The organism is Sphingomonas sp. A2-49, from assembly GCF_025548555.1.
In the GTDB taxonomy this organism is placed as follows: domain Bacteria; phylum Pseudomonadota; class Alphaproteobacteria; order Sphingomonadales; family Sphingomonadaceae; genus Sphingomonas.
Genome location: NZ_JAJLPA010000005.1, coordinates 22,946 through 42,484 on the forward strand (window position 1 = coordinate 22,946; position 19,539 = coordinate 42,484).

A 19,539-nucleotide genomic window follows, 5' to 3' on the forward strand; every position below is an offset into this window, starting at 1 on the left:
CACGGCCCACCGCTCCGGAAAGCGACCATCGTCGCCCTCCGGCATCTTGCGAATCCGCAAATCGGTGATGCCTGCCCCGTTGTTACCTGTTGGTATCAACAGCACATCGGGGAAGCAACGGGATTTTTGGGGATTGCCGGGGAAACTGCGCCGAACCGCGCTAGTCCGGCGGGGGATCCGCCTCGCCTGCCGACAGGAGCGGACGGCGCGGGACGGCGGAATCCGCCGTTGTCGCGCGCAGGGGCACGCCCGTCCCCGGATTTCCCCGGGAAACGGTCATCGCGCCGACTGGCTGTTGCTGGTGGAGGGCGCGACGCCCAGTTCGGCGAGCGGCTCGCCCGATCCATCGGATGCCGCGACCGCGCCGGTGTTGGTCATCGCCATGTTGGCGACCACGTCGGGCTGGGCCGATCCGGCGGTCGCGATCGGGCGTTCGCGCGTCGCAGAACCGAGGATGGCGCTCGCGACGGCGATCAGCAGGATGACGGCGACGAGGCCGATGATCCCGACCTTGATCCGCTGCATCGTCTGGTGCGTGTCTCTGACGGCTCTCATCTTGCCGCGCCGCTGTAACGCTTCGTCATTCGTTTGTCGAATTCGGGTACCATCTGCGGACTCAGGCCAGCCCCTTCGCGACCCGCCATGCCGGATCGTACAGCGTCGACAGGTAGCGGAAGCCGGTGTCGCAGAGGATCGTGGCGATGCGCCTGCCCGGTCCCAGCCGCTCCGCGAGGCGCACCGCACCGGCGACGTTGATCCCCGACGACAGGCCGAGGCACAGCCCCTCCTCGTCGAGCAGCCGGCGCACCCAGCGATAGCCTTCCTGGTCGGAAATGCGGAATTGCGTGTCGATCGGCGCGCCCTCCAGATTGGCGGTGATCCGCCCCTGCCCGATCCCCTCCGCGACCGAGCTGCCCTCCGACCGCAGTTCGCCGTGCGCGTAATAATCGTACAGGGCGGCGCCATGCGGGTCGCTCAGCGCGATGCAGACGCGCTCGTCCTTGGCCTTCAGCCCCAGCCCGACCCCGGCGATCGTCCCGCCCGTGCCCGCGGCACAGGTGAAGCCGTCGATCCGTCCGTCCATCTGTTGCCAGATCTCTTCCGCGGTGCCGACGATATGCGCGCGGCGGTTGGCGACGTTGTCGAACTGGTTCGCCCAGATCGCATTGTCGCGCTCCTCCGCGATCCGGCGGCTGGTGTGGACGAAGTGACAGGGGCTGGCATAGGGCGCCGCCGGCACCAGCACCAGCTCGGCCCCCAGCGCGCGCAGCGTGTCCATCTTCTCGCGGCTCTGCGTCTCGGGCATGACGATGATCGTGGCATAGCCCTTGGCATTGGCGACCAGCGCCAGCCCGATGCCGGTGTTGCCCGCCGTCCCCTCGACGATCGTGCCGCCGGGGTGCAGCACGCCCCGCGCCTCGGCATCCTCGACGATCGACAGCGCGGCGCGATCCTTCACCGACGCGCCCGGGTTGGCGAATTCGCACTTGCCGAAGATGTCGCAGCCGGTGGCCTCGCTCGGCCCCTTCAGGCGGACGAGCGGCGTGTTGCCGATCAGGGAAAGCGTGTCGGGTGTCGTATGCATGACCGCTAGATGGCGTGGCGGGTCGCCACCGGCAAGCAAAGCTGCGCTTCGCCGCCGCGAAGCCAGCCTGAACCGCCCGCGGCCCGCGGAGCCGTAACGGAAGGCAACCCGCCGCATTTTGCGACAATGTCTCACATAGATGGAGCAACCGCCTTGACGGTCCCCGCCGCATGCGCAAAGCGTTTTGCCGCTATGAAGAGCCCCCTCCTCCTCTCCGCCACCGCCGCGCTTCTCGCGCTGGCGGCCTGCAACTCCAAGCCGGCGACCCCCGACGTCCTGGATTCCAACCCCGACCCGATGGCGACCGAACTCGCCAACCGCGCCCCCGTCGAGCTGCCGCCGGCGATCAAGGCGGACAAGACCTTCCGCTGCAAGGACAACAGCCTGCTCTACGTGACGCTGTTCCAGGGCGACAAGCAGGCGTTCGTCAAGACCACGCCGACCGGCGCGATCAACCGCCTGACCGCCGCGAAGGCGGGCGATCCGCTGACCGCGGAGGGCGGCTGGAAGCTGACCGGCACCGCGTCGAACATCACCGTGACGCAGCCGGGCAAGCCGTCGCAGACCTGCAAGTCCTGATCCGGCGACGGACGACACCGAACCGAACGGGGCCGGCGGAGCGATCCGCCGGCCCTTTTCGTTGCGGACGCCGTCCGGGCGCGTCCCGATCCCGCGTTGCCGTTCCGGACCCATCGGGATAGGCACCGGCGATGGCCACGATCGCGATCTACAGCTCGAAGGGCGGCGTCGGCAAGACGACGCTGGCCGTCAACCTCGCCTGGTGCGCGGCGACGCTGTCGCGCCGGCGGACGCTGCTGTGGGATCTCGATCCGCAGGCGGCGAGCAGCTGGGTCTTGGGCGACGATCGGTCCGGCGACCAGGCACGGGCGATCTTCGCCAAGCAGGTGCGGGCCTCGGCGCATGCCCGCCCCACCGCGATCGCCGGGCTTGACCTCATCCCCGCGGACGCCTCGCTCCGCACGCTCGACCTGCTGTTCCACGACATCGGCAAGCGGCGGCGGCTCGACCGGCTGATCGAGCGGATCGGCGATTACGACCACGTCCTGCTCGACTGCCCGCCGGGCCTTACCGAAACGAGCGAACAGGTGATCCGCGCCGCGGACCTGATCGTGCTGCCGGTCATCCCCTCGCCCTTCGCGCAGCGTGCCGCCGACGAACTCATCCGGCACCTCGGCGGCAAGGTGCCCGTGCTGCCCGTCCACATGATGGTCGATCGCCGCCGCCGCCTCCACGCCGACGCGCTCGCGGCGCAACCCGACTGGCCCGTCATCCCGATGGCGAGCGCGATCGAGGCGATGGCCGGGCATCGCGCGCCGGTGGCGACCTTTGCGCCGCGATCGGCGGCGGCGACCGCGTTCGCGCAGCTGTGGACGCTCGTGGAGCGGCGCGCGGGCTGACGCCGCCGCGACCTTGCCATCGCCGGCGTGCGGCGCCACGTTCGTGCGCGATGGAGATGCTCGACCCGCAAATCGTGCTCGGCGCCTATGCGGTCGGCGTGTTCCCGATGGCCGACGATCGCGAGGCGGGCAGCGTCTATTGGGTCGAGCCGCGCACCCGCGCGATCCTGCCGCTCGACGCCTTCCATCTGTCGCGATCGCTGCGCCGGACGATCGTGCGCGACCGTTTCCGCGTCACCGCCGACACGGCGTTCGTGCCGATGATCCGGCTGTGCGCGGAAAGCGTCGCCGGCCGGCCCGAAACCTGGATCAACGGCGGGATCGAGCGGGTGTTCACGACGCTGCACCGGCTGGGGTTCGCGCATTCGATCGAATGCTGGGACGGCGACGAACTGGTCGGCGGTCTCTACGGCCTGGCGCTCGGACGCGCCTTTTTCGGTGAATCCATGGTCAGCCGCCGCACCGATGCGTCGAAGGTGGCGCTCGCCTGGCTCGTCGCGCGGCTGAAGGCGGGCGGGTTCGCGCTGCTCGACTGCCAGTTCCAGACCGCTCACCTCGCCTCGCTCGGCGCGGTGGAGATCGACCGGTCCGCCTATTGCGCGTTACTGGCGGGGGCGCTCGACGGGGCGACCGGTTCATCCGCCTCGGGCGCCGAGTCCGGGCTCGCGGCGGGCGATTTCTTTGCGCTCGACCGGCTCTTCGCCTCGCCCGCGGCCACCGATCCCGCGCCGACCGACGTCGTGTCCGGCCCGGTCGCCGGCCAGGACATCGTACAGCTCTTGGTCCAGACGTCGTAGACCGGGTGCTGGACGACGTTCAGCGCCGGACGCTCCCGGAACAGCCAGCCCGAAAAGGCGCGCCGCCAGTGCCGGTCGCTGCCGCGCACGTCGAGCTGGACGAAGGCGCCGGTCAGCTGGTCCTGCTCCCACGGCGCGGTATGTTCGCAGGCACGCAGCCGCACGATCGCATCGCCGACGCGCACCGCCTGCCCCGGCTTCAGCGTCAGGTCGCGGCTGACGCCGTTGCGCTTGTTGAGCAGGCCGACGACGGCGACGCGCTCCGCCATCGGCGTGCCGCCGGTCGGCAGCGCGACGTCGGTCGACGCCACCGTTTCGATCGTCTCGGCCGGGGGCGTATCGCCGGGGGTCAGGTCCTGCGCCACGACGACCCGGTCGGCGCTGTCCGTCGGATGCAGCGCGCGATAGCCGAATACGCCGGCCACGATCGCGGCCAGCAGCAGGACGCCGGCCGCGAGCCAGCGCCCGACCCGTGCGGGTATCACCCTTCGGGGGTCCACGCCTCGTAATCGCCGGTGGCGGCGGCACGCTTGCCACCCTTTTCCAGCGAGCCCGAGGGGCGATAGGCGAGCGGCGTGCCGGTCATGTTGGGCACCGCCGGCTTCTGCCACGCGCGCACCGGCGGCATCGCACGATCGGGCACGTCGTCGATCTGGTGGTGCAGCCAGCTGAACCATTCGGGCGGCACGCGGCTGGCGTCGTTCGCGCCCTCGTAGATCACCCAGCGCCGCACGCGGCCGCTGCCGTCCTTGCCGCCCTCGTGATAGACGTTGCCGAGCGAGTCGGTGCCCATCTGCTTCATGCCGCGCAGGCCGTAGAGCATCGTGCCCCACGACGCGCCGTTCCACCAGGTGAAGGGATTGAGGTTGATGCCCATGATGTCCCTGCGCTTACCCGGCCCGAGCGCCGCCATCAACCGCGTTCGTCGCCGCCGCCGTCACGCGCCGCCGGTCGGCGCTCGCCGACATCGATCCGGTTGCCGTCGGGATCGGCGAGCACGAAGGCGCGCTGGCCATAGTCCTTGTCCGCCAACCGTTTGACGATCCTCACCCCCGCCCGTTCGCAGACGGCGTAGAGCGCAGCCACGTCGCTGACGAACAGGTGCATGACGTTCGTCGTCGAGGCTTCGTGGCCGGGCTTTCGGCTGAGGTGGATTTCGGCACGGTCCTTCGCCATCACCATGAAGCCGACCGGATCGCCGTTCTCGAACACCTTTCGGAAGCCCAGAACGCCCGCGTAGAAATCATGCGCTGCATCGATATCCCGCACGCAGATCCCCGGCGCGGCGCGCCCGAACGTAATCCCGGCGGTAGCGGATTCGGTCATCGACCTGTTCCTGTCGGGCAGCGGCGGCAGTGCGCTTGCCGGTTGCGGAGCGGTGTCCGGGCGGGCCAATGTCCCTCTTGCAGGTGCCGGTGTCAACGGGACGGCGGCCGGCCGGCGTTTGCAGGGACCGCGACGGCGTGCGACATGCCGCCGCAAGGATCGGCGGCAAACGAAGGGAAGTGAATGGGCGAGCATCGCGGCGCCTGCCATTGCGGGCGTATCCGGCTGGTCCTGCGCGAGACGCCGGCGGAGGTGTCCGAGTGCAATTGCTCGATCTGTCGGCGTACCGCGGGGCTCTGGCATTATTGCGCGCCCGGTGCCGCGGAGGTGTCGGGCGACGGCATCGCCTATCGGCAGGGCGATTGCGCGCTCGACCTGTGGCACTGCCCCACCTGCGGCTGCACGACGCATTGGACGACGACCGACCCGGCCTATCCGCGCATGGGCATCAACCTGCGAATGTTCGACCCGGCCTTGTGGCGCGACCTGCCGCGCCGGGCGGTCGACGGCGCCAGCTACTAGACGACGGCGGTCGACCGGCGCGGCTGCGGGCCGATAGCGGCAGCACGCGCATCGACACGCAAGGCGCGATATCTCTGTACTTGCGGGCACCCCACATCCATGGTGCGGCTGCAGGACGGCCGGTCGCAACCTGCGGAGGTCACCACGATGTTCGGCACCCTGGCCATGATCGCCACTGCGCAGGCGGCTGCGGTACCGTCGGAACCCGCGGACTCCATCGTCCGGCAATTCGTCGTGGCGATCACCTCAGGGGATCGAAACGCTTTCGAGCGCCTGGCCCCGGAACTGATTATGATGGTGACACCGGATTTCGGTGTGCCCAGCGCGTTTGCCGATGTTTCGAAGACGTTCGGCGACTGCCAATTCGACCGCCCCGAACGACCGCAGGCCGTCGAGGGCATCGAATCCGTGTCTTCCGTGCACATCGCTATGACCTGTCCTGCGACGTCCCGCCTCAACGGCCGGCACGGACTGGTACTGCTGGTCAGCAACGGCAAGGTGGGCGGCATGGTCCCGCAGACGATCTGGGCGTCCTACAAACGCCACTGACCCGGGATCGTACCGACCGCCTTGGCCGGGCGCCTGCCGCTATTTCGGCCAGCTGACCCGGTCGCCCTCGGCGATGCCGAGCTCGGCGCTGCGGCCGCCGAGGAGTTCCAGCACAGCGGCGACGGGTTCGCCCGATTTCACCGCGGCCTCGGAGAACGGCACGGTGTTTTCGGCGATGGTCGCGATCGTGCCGTCGGCGCGGATGAACAGGATGTCGAGCGGGGTCGGCGTGTTGCGCATCCAGAAGCTCGCCGCGCGCGGCGGCCCGCCGTCGGCCGGATAGGGATGGAACAGCATGCCGCCATCGGGCGGCAGGTCGGTGCGGTACATCAGCCCCTGCGCCTGCTGCGCCGCCGTCACCGCGCGCTCGACGCGAAAGACGTGGCGTCCGTTCGCGCCGGCGATAGTCACGGGCACCAGCGTCGCCGCCGCCCGTTCGCCCGCGGCATTGCTACTGCCGGCGTCGCCGCCCGAACAGGCGGCGAGCGCGGCGACCAGCAGCGCGGCGGCGGCGGCACGGGCGATCGCCACGCTCACGCGCCCGCGTCGACGCTCACCACCAGCGGCCCCTTGCGCCCCGCGACGATGCGGGCACGCAGGCGCTGTTCAGGCTCGATCGCGGCGATGCCGGCGCGGCGCAGCGTTTCCATATGGACGAAGACGTCGCTGCCGTCGCTGTCGCGAACCAGGAAGCCATAGCCCTTCAGCCGGTTGAACCACTTCACCGTCGTATCCTCGAACGCGCCGGCTTCGTCGATCAGCGTCACCGGGTCGATGCGGTCGGCGTTGCGCGGCGGTCGCGGCGGCTCCTCGACGGCGTTGGACAGGTCGATCGTCAGCACCTCGCGCGCCTGGTAGCCGCGGCCGCGCTGGACCGACAGCGTCTCGACCCGCGCACCCTCGGGCAGGCTGCGGCGACCGTGCGGCTGGAGCACCGAGAAATGGATCAGCACGTCGCCGAACCGGGCATCGTCCGCCACCGCGAAGCCGAAGCCGCGGGTGACGTCGAACCATTTGACGACGCCACCGATCGCGGTCGCGCCGCCGCCGTCCGGCGCCACGGGATCGGCCTCCGCCGCATCCTGTCCGGCGGTCGCGGGCGCGGCCCGTACGGGCGCGTCGGAACCGGCGGCGGGCATGACCCCGACGTTCCGCTCGTCGCCCTCCCGTTGCGGCTCGCTACGCATGACTGCACCCCTGTTGACACCACGCTAGCACGGTTCGCCGCTGCTGCAATTGCGAAAGGTCCGTTTACTCTAATTCAGGCAATTCGTCCTCGCTGCGGGCGTTCACGATCCGGCGTGCGAGATCGAAGCCATGGCCTGCGCGCAGCATCGCGGCGAGCTGGCGGTCGCGCAGCGCCCGGTCGTCGCTTGGCGGGCCGAACGGCCCGATCCGCTTGCGCCGCGCGAAGACCAGCGCCGCATCGCCTGCGCGCGCCGCGATGTCGGGCGACAGCGCCTCCGCGTCCGCCGCGCCGACGCGGGCGTGGCGCAGCGCCATCGTCACCCGGCGTGCGCCGAGGCCGCGTCGCGCCAGCGCCGCCGCCTTGCTTTCCGCATAGGCGCGGTCGTCGACATAGCCCAGATCCGCCATCCGCTGCGCCAGCGCCGCCACCTCCGGGCCGGCCCCGTCCCAGCCGCGCTCGCGGATCTTGCGGGTCAGATAGTCCGCCAGCCGTCCCCGGGTCGTGGCGAACCGCTCGACGTAGCGGAGCGCCAGCCGCTCCAGCGCGGCGGTGTCCAGGGGGGGCGGTGGCGCGCGTTCCTGCCTCATGGCCATGTTGTTGCCACACTGGCACCGGATTTAGAACGTTGATGATGCGTTAAAGCGCCTAGTGAAGACAGCCGCGCATGCCGGCGAGCGAACAGGAATATCGATGACCGAGCAGTCTGCGCCCCCGCCGACGCCTCTTCCGGCCCCGACGCCTACGCTGGACGCGTTGCCCCGCCGCTTCGCCGACTTCGCGACGCTGGGCGAGGCGCTCGACTATGCCGCCACCGGCGTGCGCGGGCTCAACTTTCACGACGCGCGCGGCACGCTCGCGCGGCCCTATCCGTTCGCGGACCTGCGCGCCGACGCGATCGCGATGGCGCACCGGCTGATCGCCGCGGGCGTACGGCCGCAGGACCGGATCGCGCTGGTGGCCGAAACCGGCCCGGAATTCGCCGCTCTGTTCTTCGGCACCGTCTATGCCGGCGCGTGGCCGGTGCCGCTGCCGCTGCCGACCTCGTTCGGCGGGCGTGAATCCTATATCGAGCAGCTCCGGGTCCAGCTGACCAGCTGCGATCCGCACATGCTGATCTTTCCGCCCGAACTCGCCGCGATGGCGGCGGAGGCGGCGCGGCTGGCCGGGACCGAAGGGATCGACTGGTCCGAATTCGCGACGCGCGACGCGCCCGCGGCACCGCTGCCGCAGGCGGACGGACGGGACATCGCCTATCTGCAATATTCCAGCGGTTCGACGCGCTTTCCGCACGGCGTCGCGATCACGCACCACGCGCTGCTCAACAACCTCGCCGCGCACAGCCACGGGATGGAGATCGACGGGTCGGACCGCTGCGTCAGCTGGCTGCCCTGGTATCACGACATGGGCCTCGTCGGCTGCTTCCTGTCGCCGGTCGCCAACCAGGTGTCGACCGACTATCTGAAGACCGAGGATTTTGCGCGCCGTCCGCTCGCCTGGCTCGACATGATCTCGCGCCACGATGGCACCACCCTCTCCTATTCGCCGACGTTCGGCTACGACATCTGCGCGCGGCGGATGTCGTCGCAGACCAAGGCGTCGGACCGGTTCGACCTGTCGCGCTGGCGGGTCGCGGGCAACGGCGCCGACATGATCCGTCCGGACGTGATGCAGGCGTTCGTCGATGCCTTCGCCGACGCGGGCTTCAGGGCCTCCGCCTTCCTGCCGAGCTATGGCCTGGCGGAGGCGACGCTGGCGGTGTCGCTGATGCCGCCGGGCGAGGGCATCCGCGTCGAGCTGGTCGAGGAGACGCAGCTGTCGGGCGGCGGCACGACGCTCGCCGCCAACGACGGCCCGCGGCCGCAGCGCTTCCGCGCGATCGTCAATTGCGGCAAGCCGGTGCGCGACATGACTGTCGAGATCCGCGAAGAGGACGGCACGCCCCTGCCCGACGGCGCGATCGGCAAATTGTGGTGCAAGGGCCCGTCGGTGATGGTCGGCTATTTCCGCGACGATGCCGCGACCGCGGCGTGCATGACGGACGGCTGGCTCGACACCGGCGACATGGCCTATATGTCGGCGGGCTACATCTATATCGTCGGCCGCGCCAAGGACATGATTATCGTCAATGGCAAGAACCACTGGCCGCAGGACATCGAATGGGCGGTGGAGCAGCTGCCCGGGTTCAAGGCGGGCGACATCGCCGCCTTCGCGATCACCACGCCGGGCGGCGAGGAGACGCCGGCGGTGCTGGTCCAGTGCCGCAGCAGCGACGATGCCGAGCGCCAGCGCCTGCGCGAAGAGATCCGCGAGCGCGTCCGGTCGGTCACCGGCATGAACTGCGTCATCGAACTGATCCCGCCGCGCACCCTGCCGCGGACCAGCTCGGGCAAGCTCAGCCGCGCCAAGGCGCGCAACCTGTACCTCAATGGCGACATCAAGCCCTACGCCGCCGCCGCGTAATCCCGTGACGGGCGGCGCGAAAAACCCCGCCGCCCGGCGCCGCCCCTAACCATCCGTCAACCTCGTGGCCGTAATCATCGCGCCGTGAGCCAAGACAAGACCCCCGCTTCGGACCCCCAGGCGATCCGCTTCGCGCAACTGCTCGGATTCAGCGACGGCGCCGATGCGGCGCAATGGGCGCGGATCCGTTCGACCCAGCTCGACGCGGGCCGCCAGCTGGCGCTGTTCCTGCTCGCCGCCAACCTGATCGGCGCGGCGATGGCGGTGTCGGTGCTGGCGACGCACGTCTCGCACGTCATGCTCGCGGGCTGGGCGGGGATCGTCGGCATCGTCGCGGTCGGCGTGGCGGTGCGCCGCCTGTCCACCCGGCACCGCGACGGCGGCTATGCGACGCAGGCGGACCTGCGCGCGACGGTGGCCGAGGGCGTGGCGCTCGCCGTCGCCTGGTCGATCCCCGTCGTGGCGTTCGCGACGCATCCGGGATCCAACACCACCTATGTCCTGTGGATGATCCTGTCGGTGCTGATGACCGCGGGCGCGGTCGCGATGGCCCCGCTCGCGCTCGCCACGATCGCCTTCGTCGGCGGGCTCGGGCTCGCCGTCACCGCCAAGCTGGTCGTGATCGGCAGCTATGCCGCCGCCGGCGCCACGTCGGTCTTCACGTTGCTCCTGATCCTCATCTGCCTCAATCGCGCGCGCTCGCTGGTCATCATCCGCGCCGGCCAGATGGCGCTGGGCGAGCGCGACGAGACCGTCAGCCTGCTCTTGCGCGAATTCGAGGCGAGCAACGCCGACTGGCTGTGGGAAACCGATTCGGCCCGCCGCGTCATCAAGGCATCGCCGCGTTTCGCCTATGCCTGCGGCCTCGACCCGGTGGCGATCGAGGGCATGCCCTTCCTCCAGGTGCTGGCCGGCCCGGCGTGGGAGACGGGCAATTTCGCCGCCGGCCTGCGCACGCTCGCCGACAAGCTGAAGACGCGCGAAAGCTTCCGCGACCTGCGCCTGCCGCTGCTCGTCGGCGGCGAGGAACGCTGGTGGGAACTCGCCGCCAGCCCGCGCTTCGACGAGAATGGCGCGTTCTGCGGCTTCCGCGGCGTCGGGTCGGACGTCACCGAACAGCGTGCCTCGGCCGACAAGATCAACCGCATGGCGCGCTTCGACACGCTGACCGGCCTGCCCAACCGGCTGATGGTCAACGAAACGCTCGTGCGGGCGATGGCGGATGCGGAAAAATGGGGCGGCCGCTGCGCCTTCATGATGATCGACCTCGACCGCTTCAAGGCGGTCAACGACACGCTCGGCCATCCGATCGGCGATCGCCTGCTCGGCCGCGTGTCGGAACGGCTCGCGCAGCTGATGAGCGACAACGACATGTGCGGGCGGCTCGGCGGCGACGAATTCGCGGTCGTGGTGCGCGACGCGACCAACCTGACCGGGGTCGAGGAGCTGGCACGCCGCATCATCGAGACGCTGTCGCGCCCCTATGAGGTCGATGCGCACACGCTGTACATCGGCGCCTCGGTCGGGCTCGCGATCGGGCCGCGCGACGGCCGCACCGCCGAAATGCTGATCCGCTCCGCCGACCTGGCGCTCTACCGCGCCAAGGATGCCGGGCGCGGCGTGTTCCATTCCTACGAGCCCGAGCTGCACGTCCTCGCCGAGGAACGCCGCGTGCTCGAGATGGCGCTGCGCCAGGCGCTCGAAAAGGGCGAGATGCACCTGCATTACCAGCCCGTCGTCGATGCCGGCACCGGCCACCTGAAGGGGTTCGAGGCACTGTTGCGCTGGCAGAGCGCGCAGTTCGGCAACGTCTCGCCGGTCAAGTTCATCCCGCTCGCCGAAGAGGCGCGGCTGATCCAGCCGATCGGCGAATGGGTGCTGCGGACCGCCTGTCTGGAGGCGGCGAGCTGGCCCTCGAACACCCGCGTCGCGGTCAACGTCTCGCCCGACCAGTTGCAGAACCCCGGCTTCGTCGCGGTCGTCACCTCGGCGCTCGCCAATTCGGGCCTGTCGGCGGAGCGGCTCGAGCTGGAGGTCACCGAAAGCGTGTTCATGCACGAGGGGCTCGGCGCGACGAAGGTGCTGGAGCGCATCCTCGACCTCGGCGTCCGGCTGAGCCTCGACGATTTCGGCACGGGCTATTCGTCGCTCGGCTATCTGTCGCGCACGCGTTTCTCGTCGATCAAGATCGACCGCAGCTTCGTGCAGGGCGCGTCCAAGGGGGTGAAGGAGGCGATCGCGATCATCCGCGCCGTCGTCGCGCTCGCGCAGAGCCTCGGCATGGCGACCACGGCGGAAGGCGTGGAAACCGAGGCCGAGCACCGGATGGTCCAGGACCTGGGCTGTACCAAGGTGCAGGGCTATTATTTCGGGCGGCCGTTGCCCGTCGAGGAAGCGCGCGCGCTCGCCAGCCGCCGGTGGGACGACAGCGTCGCCGCCTGACCGGCCGGCGGGCTATTTCAGGGGGTCGTGACCCCAGTTCATCAGCGAATAGCGCCAGTCGCTATGCGCCTTGTCCTTGTCAGGACCGCCCTGCGCGAGGTGGCGGCGGACGTAGGCGACCACCTTGCGCATATGCGCATAATCGTCGTCGGACAGGTCGACCTTCTTCGTGCGCCTGATCGCGACGATCCGGCGGCCCGACCGGTGGCCGACGCTTTCCCCCGCGCCGTCGCCGTCCTCGCCCTTCCAGCCGACGCGCCTGCTGTCGTCGGTGTCGAGGAAATGCTCCAGCTCGGCGGGCGCCATGTTCACCGCCTCGGCGAAGTCGTCGTAGATCTGCGCATGATCGTCGGCCATCGAAAAGGCTCCCTTCATCGCGGGAACGATCCGCGACGGACCGGGTTGCGCGTCAGCCGAGCATGCCGTGATAGCTTTGCGGCGCCTCCGGCAGCAGCAGCCGCGCGCCCGTGCCGCCGAGCAGCGCGACCGCGAGGACCGCCCGGAGCAGCCGGCTGCGCGGCACACTGCCGACCAGCACCCAGCCGATCGCCACCGCCGCCATCGTCCACACATGATAGCGCAGGTCGGACGCGATGCTGATCGCGGCGAAGCTCGCCTCCAGCGTCAGCGCGGACACGAACAGCGCGCGCGCCAGCTGCCCGGCCGCATCGCGCGCGCGGATCGTCGCCGCCACGCCGCCGGCCGCCAGCACCAGCCACAGGACCGGCCAGCCCGGCGGCGTCTCGACCAGCCAGCCGGCGAGCCGCTGCCAATACCATGCCGCCGGTCCGGGCGCACCGAAGCCGAAGTCGTTCGCCTCGCTGCCCTCCGGCGGGGCGGCGCCGAACCAGTGCAGCGGCACCAGCCAGCGGCCGGTCGAATTGAGATGCGCCAGCCGGTGTGCGGCATAGGCGAGCGGGTGCCGCACGATTGCCGCCGCGAGCGTCCCGTACAGCTGCGCGACCGGCATCGCGCGCAGCCCGTCGACCTCCGCCGCGCAGCGCGCCGGCTCGCCCAAGGGATCCCAGAAGAACGGCCGTACGCACCCCTTCGCGGCCATTCCCGCGAGCGCAGCCGCCGGCATGCCGACGCGCGGGTCGCGGGTGCGCACGCCGATACCGGCCAGGTCGTAGATCGCCTGTGTCCGTTCGACGCCGCTCGGTGCGCCGCCGAACAGACGGTGGTTGATCGGGCCGGAGACGCCGATCGCCAGCACGATCCCGGCAAGCGCGATCCCCAGCCGCAGCGACCACCGCCTCGGCCGGTGCACCAGCATCGCCGCCAGCGGGACGACCGCGAACACCGCATTGGCGCGCACGAGCACGGCATAGACGAGCAGCGGCACGATCAGCGCCCGGCCGGCAGGCGGCACCGGCCGGTCGCGCAGCCGCCACCAGCCGACGATTCCGACCGCCCCGAGCAGCGGCCCGAGCATCTGCGTATCCTTCAGCACCACCGCCTGCCAGCCGAGCAGCGGTGGCCAGAGCGCGGCGATCAGCAGCGCGACGGCCGCGCGGCCCCTGCCCCCCGCCGCCAGGGCGGCGGCGAGCAGCCCGAACCCGAGCCAGTAGAGCGCCATCTGCACGACGAGCATCGGCCCCGGACCGGCATCGCCGAACAGCGACCACAACCGCGCCATCGCGGGCGGATGCCAGTCGTCGTACCGGCCGGTGAGCGCCTGTCGATATTGGGTGACGCTGTCATAGGCGACGTAGCCGGGCCAGAAGACCGCCAGCGCCAGCAGGCACAGCAGCGTGGCGGCCATCGCGCATCGGACCGCGCGTCGATCCAGCCCCGTCGTCACCGGTCCGATCGCCATGCCCCGCTCCCCGCCGCTCGCCGTCCCCGCCGACCGCGGTGCATACACGCTATCGCCCGCACGCCCAATCGGCCGGACGCGGGACCACGGACGATCCCGTCGCGCGGTTCGTCAGGTCACGGAGGGGGACGGTCGGCGTTGGCGATCGGGCCGGCATCCTCACCTCACCCCCGAACCCGTGCGGCGTGCCCGTTGCGCCGCGATCAGCCCGCCAGCGCCCTCGCATGCGCACGGATCACCGCCTGCGTGCCGGCATCGCTGTCGAACACGCCGTACCAGCCCTGAGGCTCGTGCGGCGGGTCGCCCATATAGGCAAGGTCGCCGCGGACGAAGCGATGGTCGGCATGACGGGTGCGAGCCTCGCCGTTCCACGCCCAGAAGTTGGACCCTGCCAGCGGGCCGCCCGCGGCGACGTCCGCCTCCACCGCGGCATAGATCTGGCGGTAGAAGCGGTCCTTGAACGTCGTCGGGATCGTCGGATCATAGGCGGTCGCGCCGTCGCGGGGATAGCCGAACTCCTCGATCACCAGCGGCTTGCCCAGCGTCTTCGCGAGGCGGACGTGCGTCGCGATATAGTCGGCGACCTTCGCCGCGCCGGCGTCGTAGGTGCCGGCGAGGTTGCCCGCGTCCATCCAGCTCCAGTTGTTCGGCCAGATGTGGGTCGTCATGTAATCGATCGCGGGCGATCGGTGCGCGTCGAGCACCACGTCCTCGCGCTCGATCGATCCCTTCAGCCCTTCCGATCCCGTCGTCACCAGATGATTGCGGTCGAGCGCCTTGATGTACCGCGCCGTTCCATCGATCCAGGACAGGAAATTCGGCAGGTTCGGCACCGCCACCCGGTCCGAGCCGCCGGGACGCGGCTCGTTGGCGAGCTGCCACGCCATGATCGTCGGATCGTCCGCGTAGCGCACGCCCGTGATGCTGTTCGTCCGCGTCACCACCGCCCGGATGTAGTCGCGCAGCAGCGTCTGCGCGCGCGGGTTGCCGTAAAAGGCCGCGGTCCGGTCCGGGAATTCGGGCCAGGGGTGCGCGGGATCGTTCATGTCGATGAACTTGCCGCCGTTCACCCACGACAGATAGGTCATCATCCCGCCCGACCATTCCCAGAAATTGGCGAGGTAGACGACCGCGGTCATGTCGCGCTTCGCCATTTCGGCGAGCGTGAAGTCGAGGCCCTTGAGCAGGTCCTGGTTATAGGCGCTGCCCTTGTCGCGGAACCCCGGCGTGATCGAATTGCGCAGCGGCGATTCCTCCGCCGACCCGATGATCCTGAGGTTGCGGATGCCGAGCGCGCGCAACCGGTCGAGCTCGCGGCGCAATCGCGCGCGGTCGCCATAGGCCGTATCCGCACCCAGCCACGCGCCGTACCAGAGGTTGGCGCCGGCGTAGCGATACGGCTTGCCGTCGCGGTACAGGTGCATCCCCCGCACCGCGACGAAACGCGACCGCGCGGGCGCGCCCGTCGCCGGAGGCATCCCTGCGGCGCAGCCGGCGGCGAGCGCCGCGCCCGCTGCGATGATCGAGCGCCGGTGGTACATGATGGTCCTTTCAGGAGGGCGAGGCGGCGGGTGCGCCCGCCTTGCCGAGGTCGATGACGAAGATCGGGCCGAATTCGAGCACCGCCTTGGCGGCGCCGAGATGCAGCGACACCATCGCGGCCCCGCCCGCCGCATCGGAGGCGGCGACGCCGGTCACCTGGTGTAGTTTCCAGTCCCGCCCGACCGCGGCGGAGCCGGTGACGAGCGGCGTGTACGGTGCCGCGGCGAGCGAAACCCCGGCGAACGGGATCGGCGTGGTCGCATCCGCCGCCAGTTTCGGCGCGCGCGCCCAAAAAGCGACGACGATCTTGTCGCCCTTCGCGATCGGCTTGGCGATCGGCGAGCTGGCGCCGACCTGCCACACGGTGGCACCGGGCGCCTCGATCGTCACCTGGAGCGCATGGCCGCCGGCGACATCGGCCTTTACCGGTTTGCTCGTCTGGCCCGGACCGTAAAAACTATAGGCGACCGCGGGCGTGTTGATCGCCTTTTGCAGGATATCGCCGCTCTGCGCCGCGGCGGCGCCCGCGACCACGATCGCCCCGGCGCCCAGCACGGCGCACCATCTTCCCTTCATCTCGCTCTCCCTGTCGTCCACGGTCTCGAGGCCGCGGCACGATTAGGAAAGCAAATTTCTTTAAGATGCAAGCACCGAACGCGTCAGCGTGCGATTCCCCCCGCGGCGAGCACCGCCAGCGTCACCAGTTCGCTCGCGGTCGAGGTCATCGGCGCGATCTGCACCGGCTTTTCCATGCCGATCAGCATCGGTCCGATCACGCTGTCGCCGCCCAGCTCGCGCAGCAGCTTGGCCGAGATGTGCGCCGATTGCAGCCCCGGCATGATGAGGATGTTGGCGGGCCCGGACAGGCGCGCGAACGGATAGTTCGCCAGCTGGCGCCGGTTGAGCGCCACGTCCGGCGGCATCTCGCCTTCATATTCGAACCCGACGTTGCGGCCGTCGAGCACCGACACCGCCTCGCGGATGTTGTCGACCCAGGCGCCCTTGGGATTGCCGAAGGTCGAATAGCTGAGCATCGCGACGCGCGGTTCGTGGCCCATGCGGCGCGCGACCTGCGCGGTCTGTTCGGCGAAATCGGCGAGCTGTTCGCCGGTCGGCCGTTCGTTGACCGTCGTGTCGGCGATGAAGACGGTGTGGCTCTGCCCGACGAGGACGTGAATGCCGAAGGGGGTACGCCCCGCCTCCGGATCGATCACGCGCTTCACCTGCCGCATCGATTCGGCCCAGGTGCGGGTGATGCCGGTAATCATCGCATCCGCCTCGCCCAGCTGGAGCAGCGCCGAGCCGAAGACGTTGCGGTCCTGGTTTATCATCCGCTCGACGTCGCGGCGCAGGTAACCGCGGCGTTGCAGGCGGGCATAGACGAAGTCGACCATCCGCGGGACGAGCGGCGAATGCCGGCTGTTGTGGACCTCGTATTCCTGCGGGTTGGCGACGCCCAGCGCGGCGAGCCGGTCGTAGACGTCGTCGCGCCCGACCAGCACCGGCGTGCCGTAGCCGCCCTCCTTGAACGCGATCGCGGCGCGCAGCACGACCTCTTCCTCGCCCTCCGCGAACAGCACCCGCTTGGGCCGGGCGCGTGCGCCCTCGTAGGCGAGGCTGAGCACCGACGTCGTCGGGTTGAGCCGCGCGCGCAGCTTCTGGCGATAGGCGTCCATGTCGAGGATCGGCTTGATCGCCACCCCCGAATCCATCGCCGCCTTCGCCACTGCCGTCGGCACCAGCTCCATCAGCCGCGGATCGAACGGCGACGGGATGATATATTCGGGGCCGAAGCTGTGCTGGACGCCATAGGCGACCGCAACCTCCTCGGGCACGCGCTGGCGGGCGAGTTCGGCGATGGCGTTGGCCGCGGCGATCTTCATCGCATCGTTGATCCCCGTCGCGCGCACGTCGAGCGCCCCGCGGAAGATGAAGGGGAAGCAGATGACGTTGTTGACCTGGTTGGGATAATCCGACCGGCCGGTCGCGACGATCGCGTCGGGACGCGCCGCCTTGGCGAGTTCGGGGCGGATCTCCGGCTCCGGATTGGCCATCGCGAAGATGATCGGCGACGGCGCCATATGGGTCACCATCTCGGGCTTCAGCGCCCCCGCGGCGGACAGGCCGAGGAACATGTCCGCCCCCTCCAGCGCCTCGGTCAGCGTGCGGCGGTCGGTGACCGCGGCATGCGCCGACTGCCACTGGTTCACGTCCTCGCGCCCCTGGTAGATCACGCCGGTGCGGTCGCACATGATGACGTTGTTGTGGCGCACGCCCATCGCCTTCATCAGCTCGGTACAGGCGATCGCCGCCGCGCCCGCGCCGTTGACGACGATCTTCACCTCGTCGAGCCGCCGCCCGGTCAGCAGACAGGCGTTGATGAGCCCCGCGGCGCAGATGATCGCGGTGCCGTGCTGGTCGTCATGGAAGACGGGGATGTTCATCCGCTCGCGCAGCGTCTGCTCGATGATGAAGCATTCGGGCGCCTTGATGTCCTCAAGGTTGATGCCGCCGAAGGTCGGCTCCATCAGCTCGACCGCGTCGATGAAGCGGTCGACGTCCTCGGTCTTCAGCTCGATGTCGATCGAATCGACATCGGCGAAGCGCTTGAACAGCACCGCCTTGCCCTCCATCACCGGCTTCGACGCCAGCGCGCCGAGGTTGCCCATGCCGAGGATCGCCGTGCCGTTGGAGATCACCGCGACGAGGTTGCCCTTGGCGGTATAGTCGTAGGCGGTGGCGGGATCGTCGGCGATCGCCTGAACCGGCACCGCGACGCCGGGGGAATAGGCGAGCGCGAGGTCGCGCTGCGTCGCCATCGGTTTAGATGCGATGATCTCGATCTTGCCCGGCCGCCCCTCGGAATGGAACAGCAGCGCTTCGCGCTCGGAGAATTGGACGGACGCTTCGTCGGACATGGGACCTCGCTGCCGGGCTGAGGCTTTCCCTTAGGGAACTCGGCCCGCGATGCAAAGGCGGCGGCGCCACGTACCGGATAGCACCGTATCGGAGGCGATCCATTGACTTGCGTGGCGTCGCTGCCTAGGTTTCCAGCGCGACTTGCGTTCGGCGATAAAAGCCCCTGGGCTTTTCCGTTTGGATAGCGGAAAGTGCGGTCGCACCCCATCTTCCGTCAGTAATAGAGCGTCGTTCCCTTGCGGAACGTGTCGTATTCGTACGTGATGCGATCGGCGATGATGTCGTAGGCGCGCGTATCCGCCCGCTCCCACTTCCGCTGGATCGCCCAGGTGCAATAATCGGTCAGTTGCAGGCACGGGTCCGACTGGCACGGCCAGAAGCTCGTGCGCATCCGCTGCTTGCCGGCCAGCTGCTTGACGACCTTGCGCACCGCCTCGGTAAAGACCGCCTGCCCCTTCTTGGTGCCGATCGACGCCGCGGTAACGTGCACCTCGTCGGCCTGCCGGAGCGGCGTCCTGAGCCCGTACAGGAAGTGATAGAACCAGCCATATTGGTAGAAGGTGGCGTCGGTCGTCCGCGTCTGCGGCGCGGCCTTCCACTTGTCGAGGATCGTCGCCTGCACGGTGAAGTCGTGGCGGATCAGCTCGGCGAACACGGCGTCGCGGATCGCCTGCGCATCGGCGGTCGCGTGGAAATAGTCGCCGAGCGGCTGCTGCTCCCACGCCAGCCGGCGCTTGAGTTCCAGCAGGTGGTTGGCCGCCTCGCACGACGGCATCACGACGGTGCACACGACGAAATACCGGCTGACGTTGTCGGCGCGGCGAAAGTCGAAATTACCCGCCTCGTCGGCGAAGACATGCAATCTGGTCATGCCCCGGCTTCCGGGCGGACCGGCGGAGCGTCAACGCGAGGCGCCTCCGAAACGGACGCGGTTGCCGGCCGCCGCGCTCGCCTTGCCTCGCCGCCCGCAG

The 19,539-nt window shown here is 69.7% G+C and carries 20 protein-coding genes and 1 pseudogene; 7 read left to right on the top strand and 14 right to left on the bottom strand.

The genetic code is table 11. The annotated features are described in order from the left end of the window. Nucleotides 1-276: 276 nt before the first annotated feature. Both LPN01_RS06875 and LPN01_RS06880 read right to left on the bottom strand, forming a co-directional pair. Nucleotides 277-555: a hypothetical protein gene (locus tag LPN01_RS06875; RefSeq protein ID WP_262827630.1), complete on the bottom strand. Its 279-nt coding sequence runs from the start codon at nt 553-555 to the stop codon at nt 277-279. Between the two features lie 61 nt (nt 556-616). Then, complete coding sequence (locus tag LPN01_RS06880) at nt 617-1,585, bottom strand: cysteine synthase A (protein WP_262827631.1); 969 nt, start codon at nt 1,583-1,585, stop codon at nt 617-619. Between the two features lie 192 nt (nt 1,586-1,777). Between LPN01_RS06880 and LPN01_RS06885 the strand changes: the two genes are divergently transcribed. From LPN01_RS06885 to aat, 3 genes are all read left to right on the top strand, one after another. Continuing rightward, nucleotides 1,778-2,164, top strand: a complete 387-nt coding sequence (locus LPN01_RS06885) for a hypothetical protein (protein ID WP_262827632.1) — start codon at nt 1,778-1,780, stop codon at nt 2,162-2,164. A 131-nt stretch (nt 2,165-2,295) separates the two neighbouring features. Then, a complete protein-coding gene (locus LPN01_RS06890) occupies nt 2,296-3,003 on the top strand; it encodes a ParA family protein (protein ID WP_262827633.1) in 708 nt (235 codons plus the stop codon). Between the two features lie 50 nt (nt 3,004-3,053). Then, nucleotides 3,054-3,800, top strand: a complete 747-nt coding sequence (gene aat / locus LPN01_RS06895; RefSeq protein ID WP_316747075.1) for a leucyl/phenylalanyl-tRNA--protein transferase — start codon at nt 3,054-3,056, stop codon at nt 3,798-3,800. Nucleotides 3,801-3,835: 35 nt separating this feature from the next. Here aat and LPN01_RS19070 read toward each other — a convergent pair. From LPN01_RS19070 to LPN01_RS06910, 3 genes and pseudogenes are all read right to left on the bottom strand, one after another. Next, nucleotides 3,836-4,069 (bottom strand): annotated as a pseudogene (locus LPN01_RS19070) (DUF2155 domain-containing protein); the annotation flags it as partial. Between the two features lie 212 nt (nt 4,070-4,281). Then, nucleotides 4,282-4,677 (bottom strand): NADH:ubiquinone oxidoreductase subunit NDUFA12, encoded by a 396-nt coding sequence (locus LPN01_RS06905; protein ID WP_262827767.1) that lies wholly within the window; start codon nt 4,675-4,677, stop codon nt 4,282-4,284. Nucleotides 4,678-4,712: 35 nt separating this feature from the next. Next, on the bottom strand, nt 4,713-5,126 hold the full coding sequence (locus tag LPN01_RS06910; RefSeq protein ID WP_262827634.1) for a glyoxalase superfamily protein: 414 nt from the start codon (nt 5,124-5,126) through the stop codon (nt 4,713-4,715). A 183-nt stretch (nt 5,127-5,309) separates the two neighbouring features. Between LPN01_RS06910 and LPN01_RS06915 the strand changes: the two genes are divergently transcribed. Both LPN01_RS06915 and LPN01_RS06920 read left to right on the top strand, forming a co-directional pair. Further along, nucleotides 5,310-5,648 (top strand): GFA family protein, encoded by a 339-nt coding sequence (locus tag LPN01_RS06915; protein WP_262827635.1) that lies wholly within the window; start codon nt 5,310-5,312, stop codon nt 5,646-5,648. Nucleotides 5,649-5,795: 147 nt separating this feature from the next. Beyond that, nucleotides 5,796-6,197 carry a hypothetical protein gene (locus LPN01_RS06920; RefSeq protein WP_262827636.1) on the top strand — a complete coding sequence of 134 codons (402 nt, stop codon included), beginning with the start codon at nt 5,796-5,798 and terminating at the stop codon, nt 6,195-6,197. 39 nt (nt 6,198-6,236) lie between these two features. Here LPN01_RS06920 and LPN01_RS06925 read toward each other — a convergent pair whose 3' ends face one another. The 3 genes from LPN01_RS06925 to LPN01_RS06935 all read right to left on the bottom strand — a co-directional run bounded on the left by LPN01_RS06925 (nt 6,237) and on the right by LPN01_RS06935 (nt 7,979). Beyond that, nucleotides 6,237-6,722, bottom strand: a complete 486-nt coding sequence (locus tag LPN01_RS06925) for a DUF192 domain-containing protein (protein ID WP_410482811.1) — start codon at nt 6,720-6,722, stop codon at nt 6,237-6,239. An 8-nt stretch (nt 6,723-6,730) separates the two neighbouring features. Then, nucleotides 6,731-7,384, bottom strand: coding sequence for a cold-shock protein (locus LPN01_RS06930; protein WP_262827638.1), 654 nt, complete (start codon nt 7,382-7,384; stop codon nt 6,731-6,733). Nucleotides 7,385-7,448: 64 nt separating this feature from the next. Then, complete coding sequence (locus LPN01_RS06935) at nt 7,449-7,979, bottom strand: regulatory protein RecX (protein WP_262827639.1); 531 nt, start codon at nt 7,977-7,979, stop codon at nt 7,449-7,451. 97 nt (nt 7,980-8,076) lie between these two features. On the opposite strand from LPN01_RS06935, the gene LPN01_RS06940 reads away from it, so the two are divergent. Then, on the top strand, nt 8,077-9,846 hold the full coding sequence (locus tag LPN01_RS06940) for a fatty acyl-AMP ligase (RefSeq protein ID WP_262827640.1): 1,770 nt from the start codon (nt 8,077-8,079) through the stop codon (nt 9,844-9,846). Between the two features lie 84 nt (nt 9,847-9,930). Then, on the top strand, nt 9,931-12,288 hold the full coding sequence (locus LPN01_RS06945) for a putative bifunctional diguanylate cyclase/phosphodiesterase (RefSeq protein WP_262827641.1): 2,358 nt from the start codon (nt 9,931-9,933) through the stop codon (nt 12,286-12,288). Nucleotides 12,289-12,300: 12 nt separating this feature from the next. Here the strand turns inward: LPN01_RS06945 and LPN01_RS06950 are convergent, their stop codons facing one another. From LPN01_RS06950 to LPN01_RS06975, 6 genes are all read right to left on the bottom strand, one after another. Beyond that, a complete protein-coding gene (locus LPN01_RS06950) occupies nt 12,301-12,645 on the bottom strand; it encodes a DUF3140 domain-containing protein (RefSeq protein WP_262827642.1) in 345 nt (114 codons plus the stop codon). 52 nt (nt 12,646-12,697) lie between these two features. Then, on the bottom strand, nt 12,698-14,107 hold the full coding sequence (locus tag LPN01_RS06955; protein WP_262827643.1) for a hypothetical protein: 1,410 nt from the start codon (nt 14,105-14,107) through the stop codon (nt 12,698-12,700). A gap of 203 nt (nt 14,108-14,310) precedes the next feature. Then, on the bottom strand, nt 14,311-15,648 hold the full coding sequence (locus LPN01_RS06960) for a glycoside hydrolase 5 family protein (protein WP_262827644.1): 1,338 nt from the start codon (nt 15,646-15,648) through the stop codon (nt 14,311-14,313). 10 nt (nt 15,649-15,658) lie between these two features. Continuing rightward, nucleotides 15,659-16,225 (bottom strand): hypothetical protein, encoded by a 567-nt coding sequence (locus LPN01_RS06965; protein WP_262827645.1) that lies wholly within the window; start codon nt 16,223-16,225, stop codon nt 15,659-15,661. 83 nt (nt 16,226-16,308) lie between these two features. Further along, the gene (locus tag LPN01_RS06970) at nt 16,309-18,567 is read right to left on the bottom strand and encodes an NADP-dependent malic enzyme (RefSeq protein WP_262827646.1); all 2,259 of its coding nucleotides are present in this window, start codon (nt 18,565-18,567) and stop codon (nt 16,309-16,311) included. A 215-nt stretch (nt 18,568-18,782) separates the two neighbouring features. Continuing rightward, a complete protein-coding gene (locus tag LPN01_RS06975; RefSeq protein WP_262827647.1) occupies nt 18,783-19,439 on the bottom strand; it encodes a DUF3800 domain-containing protein in 657 nt (218 codons plus the stop codon). Between the last annotated feature and the right edge of the window lie 100 nt (nt 19,440-19,539).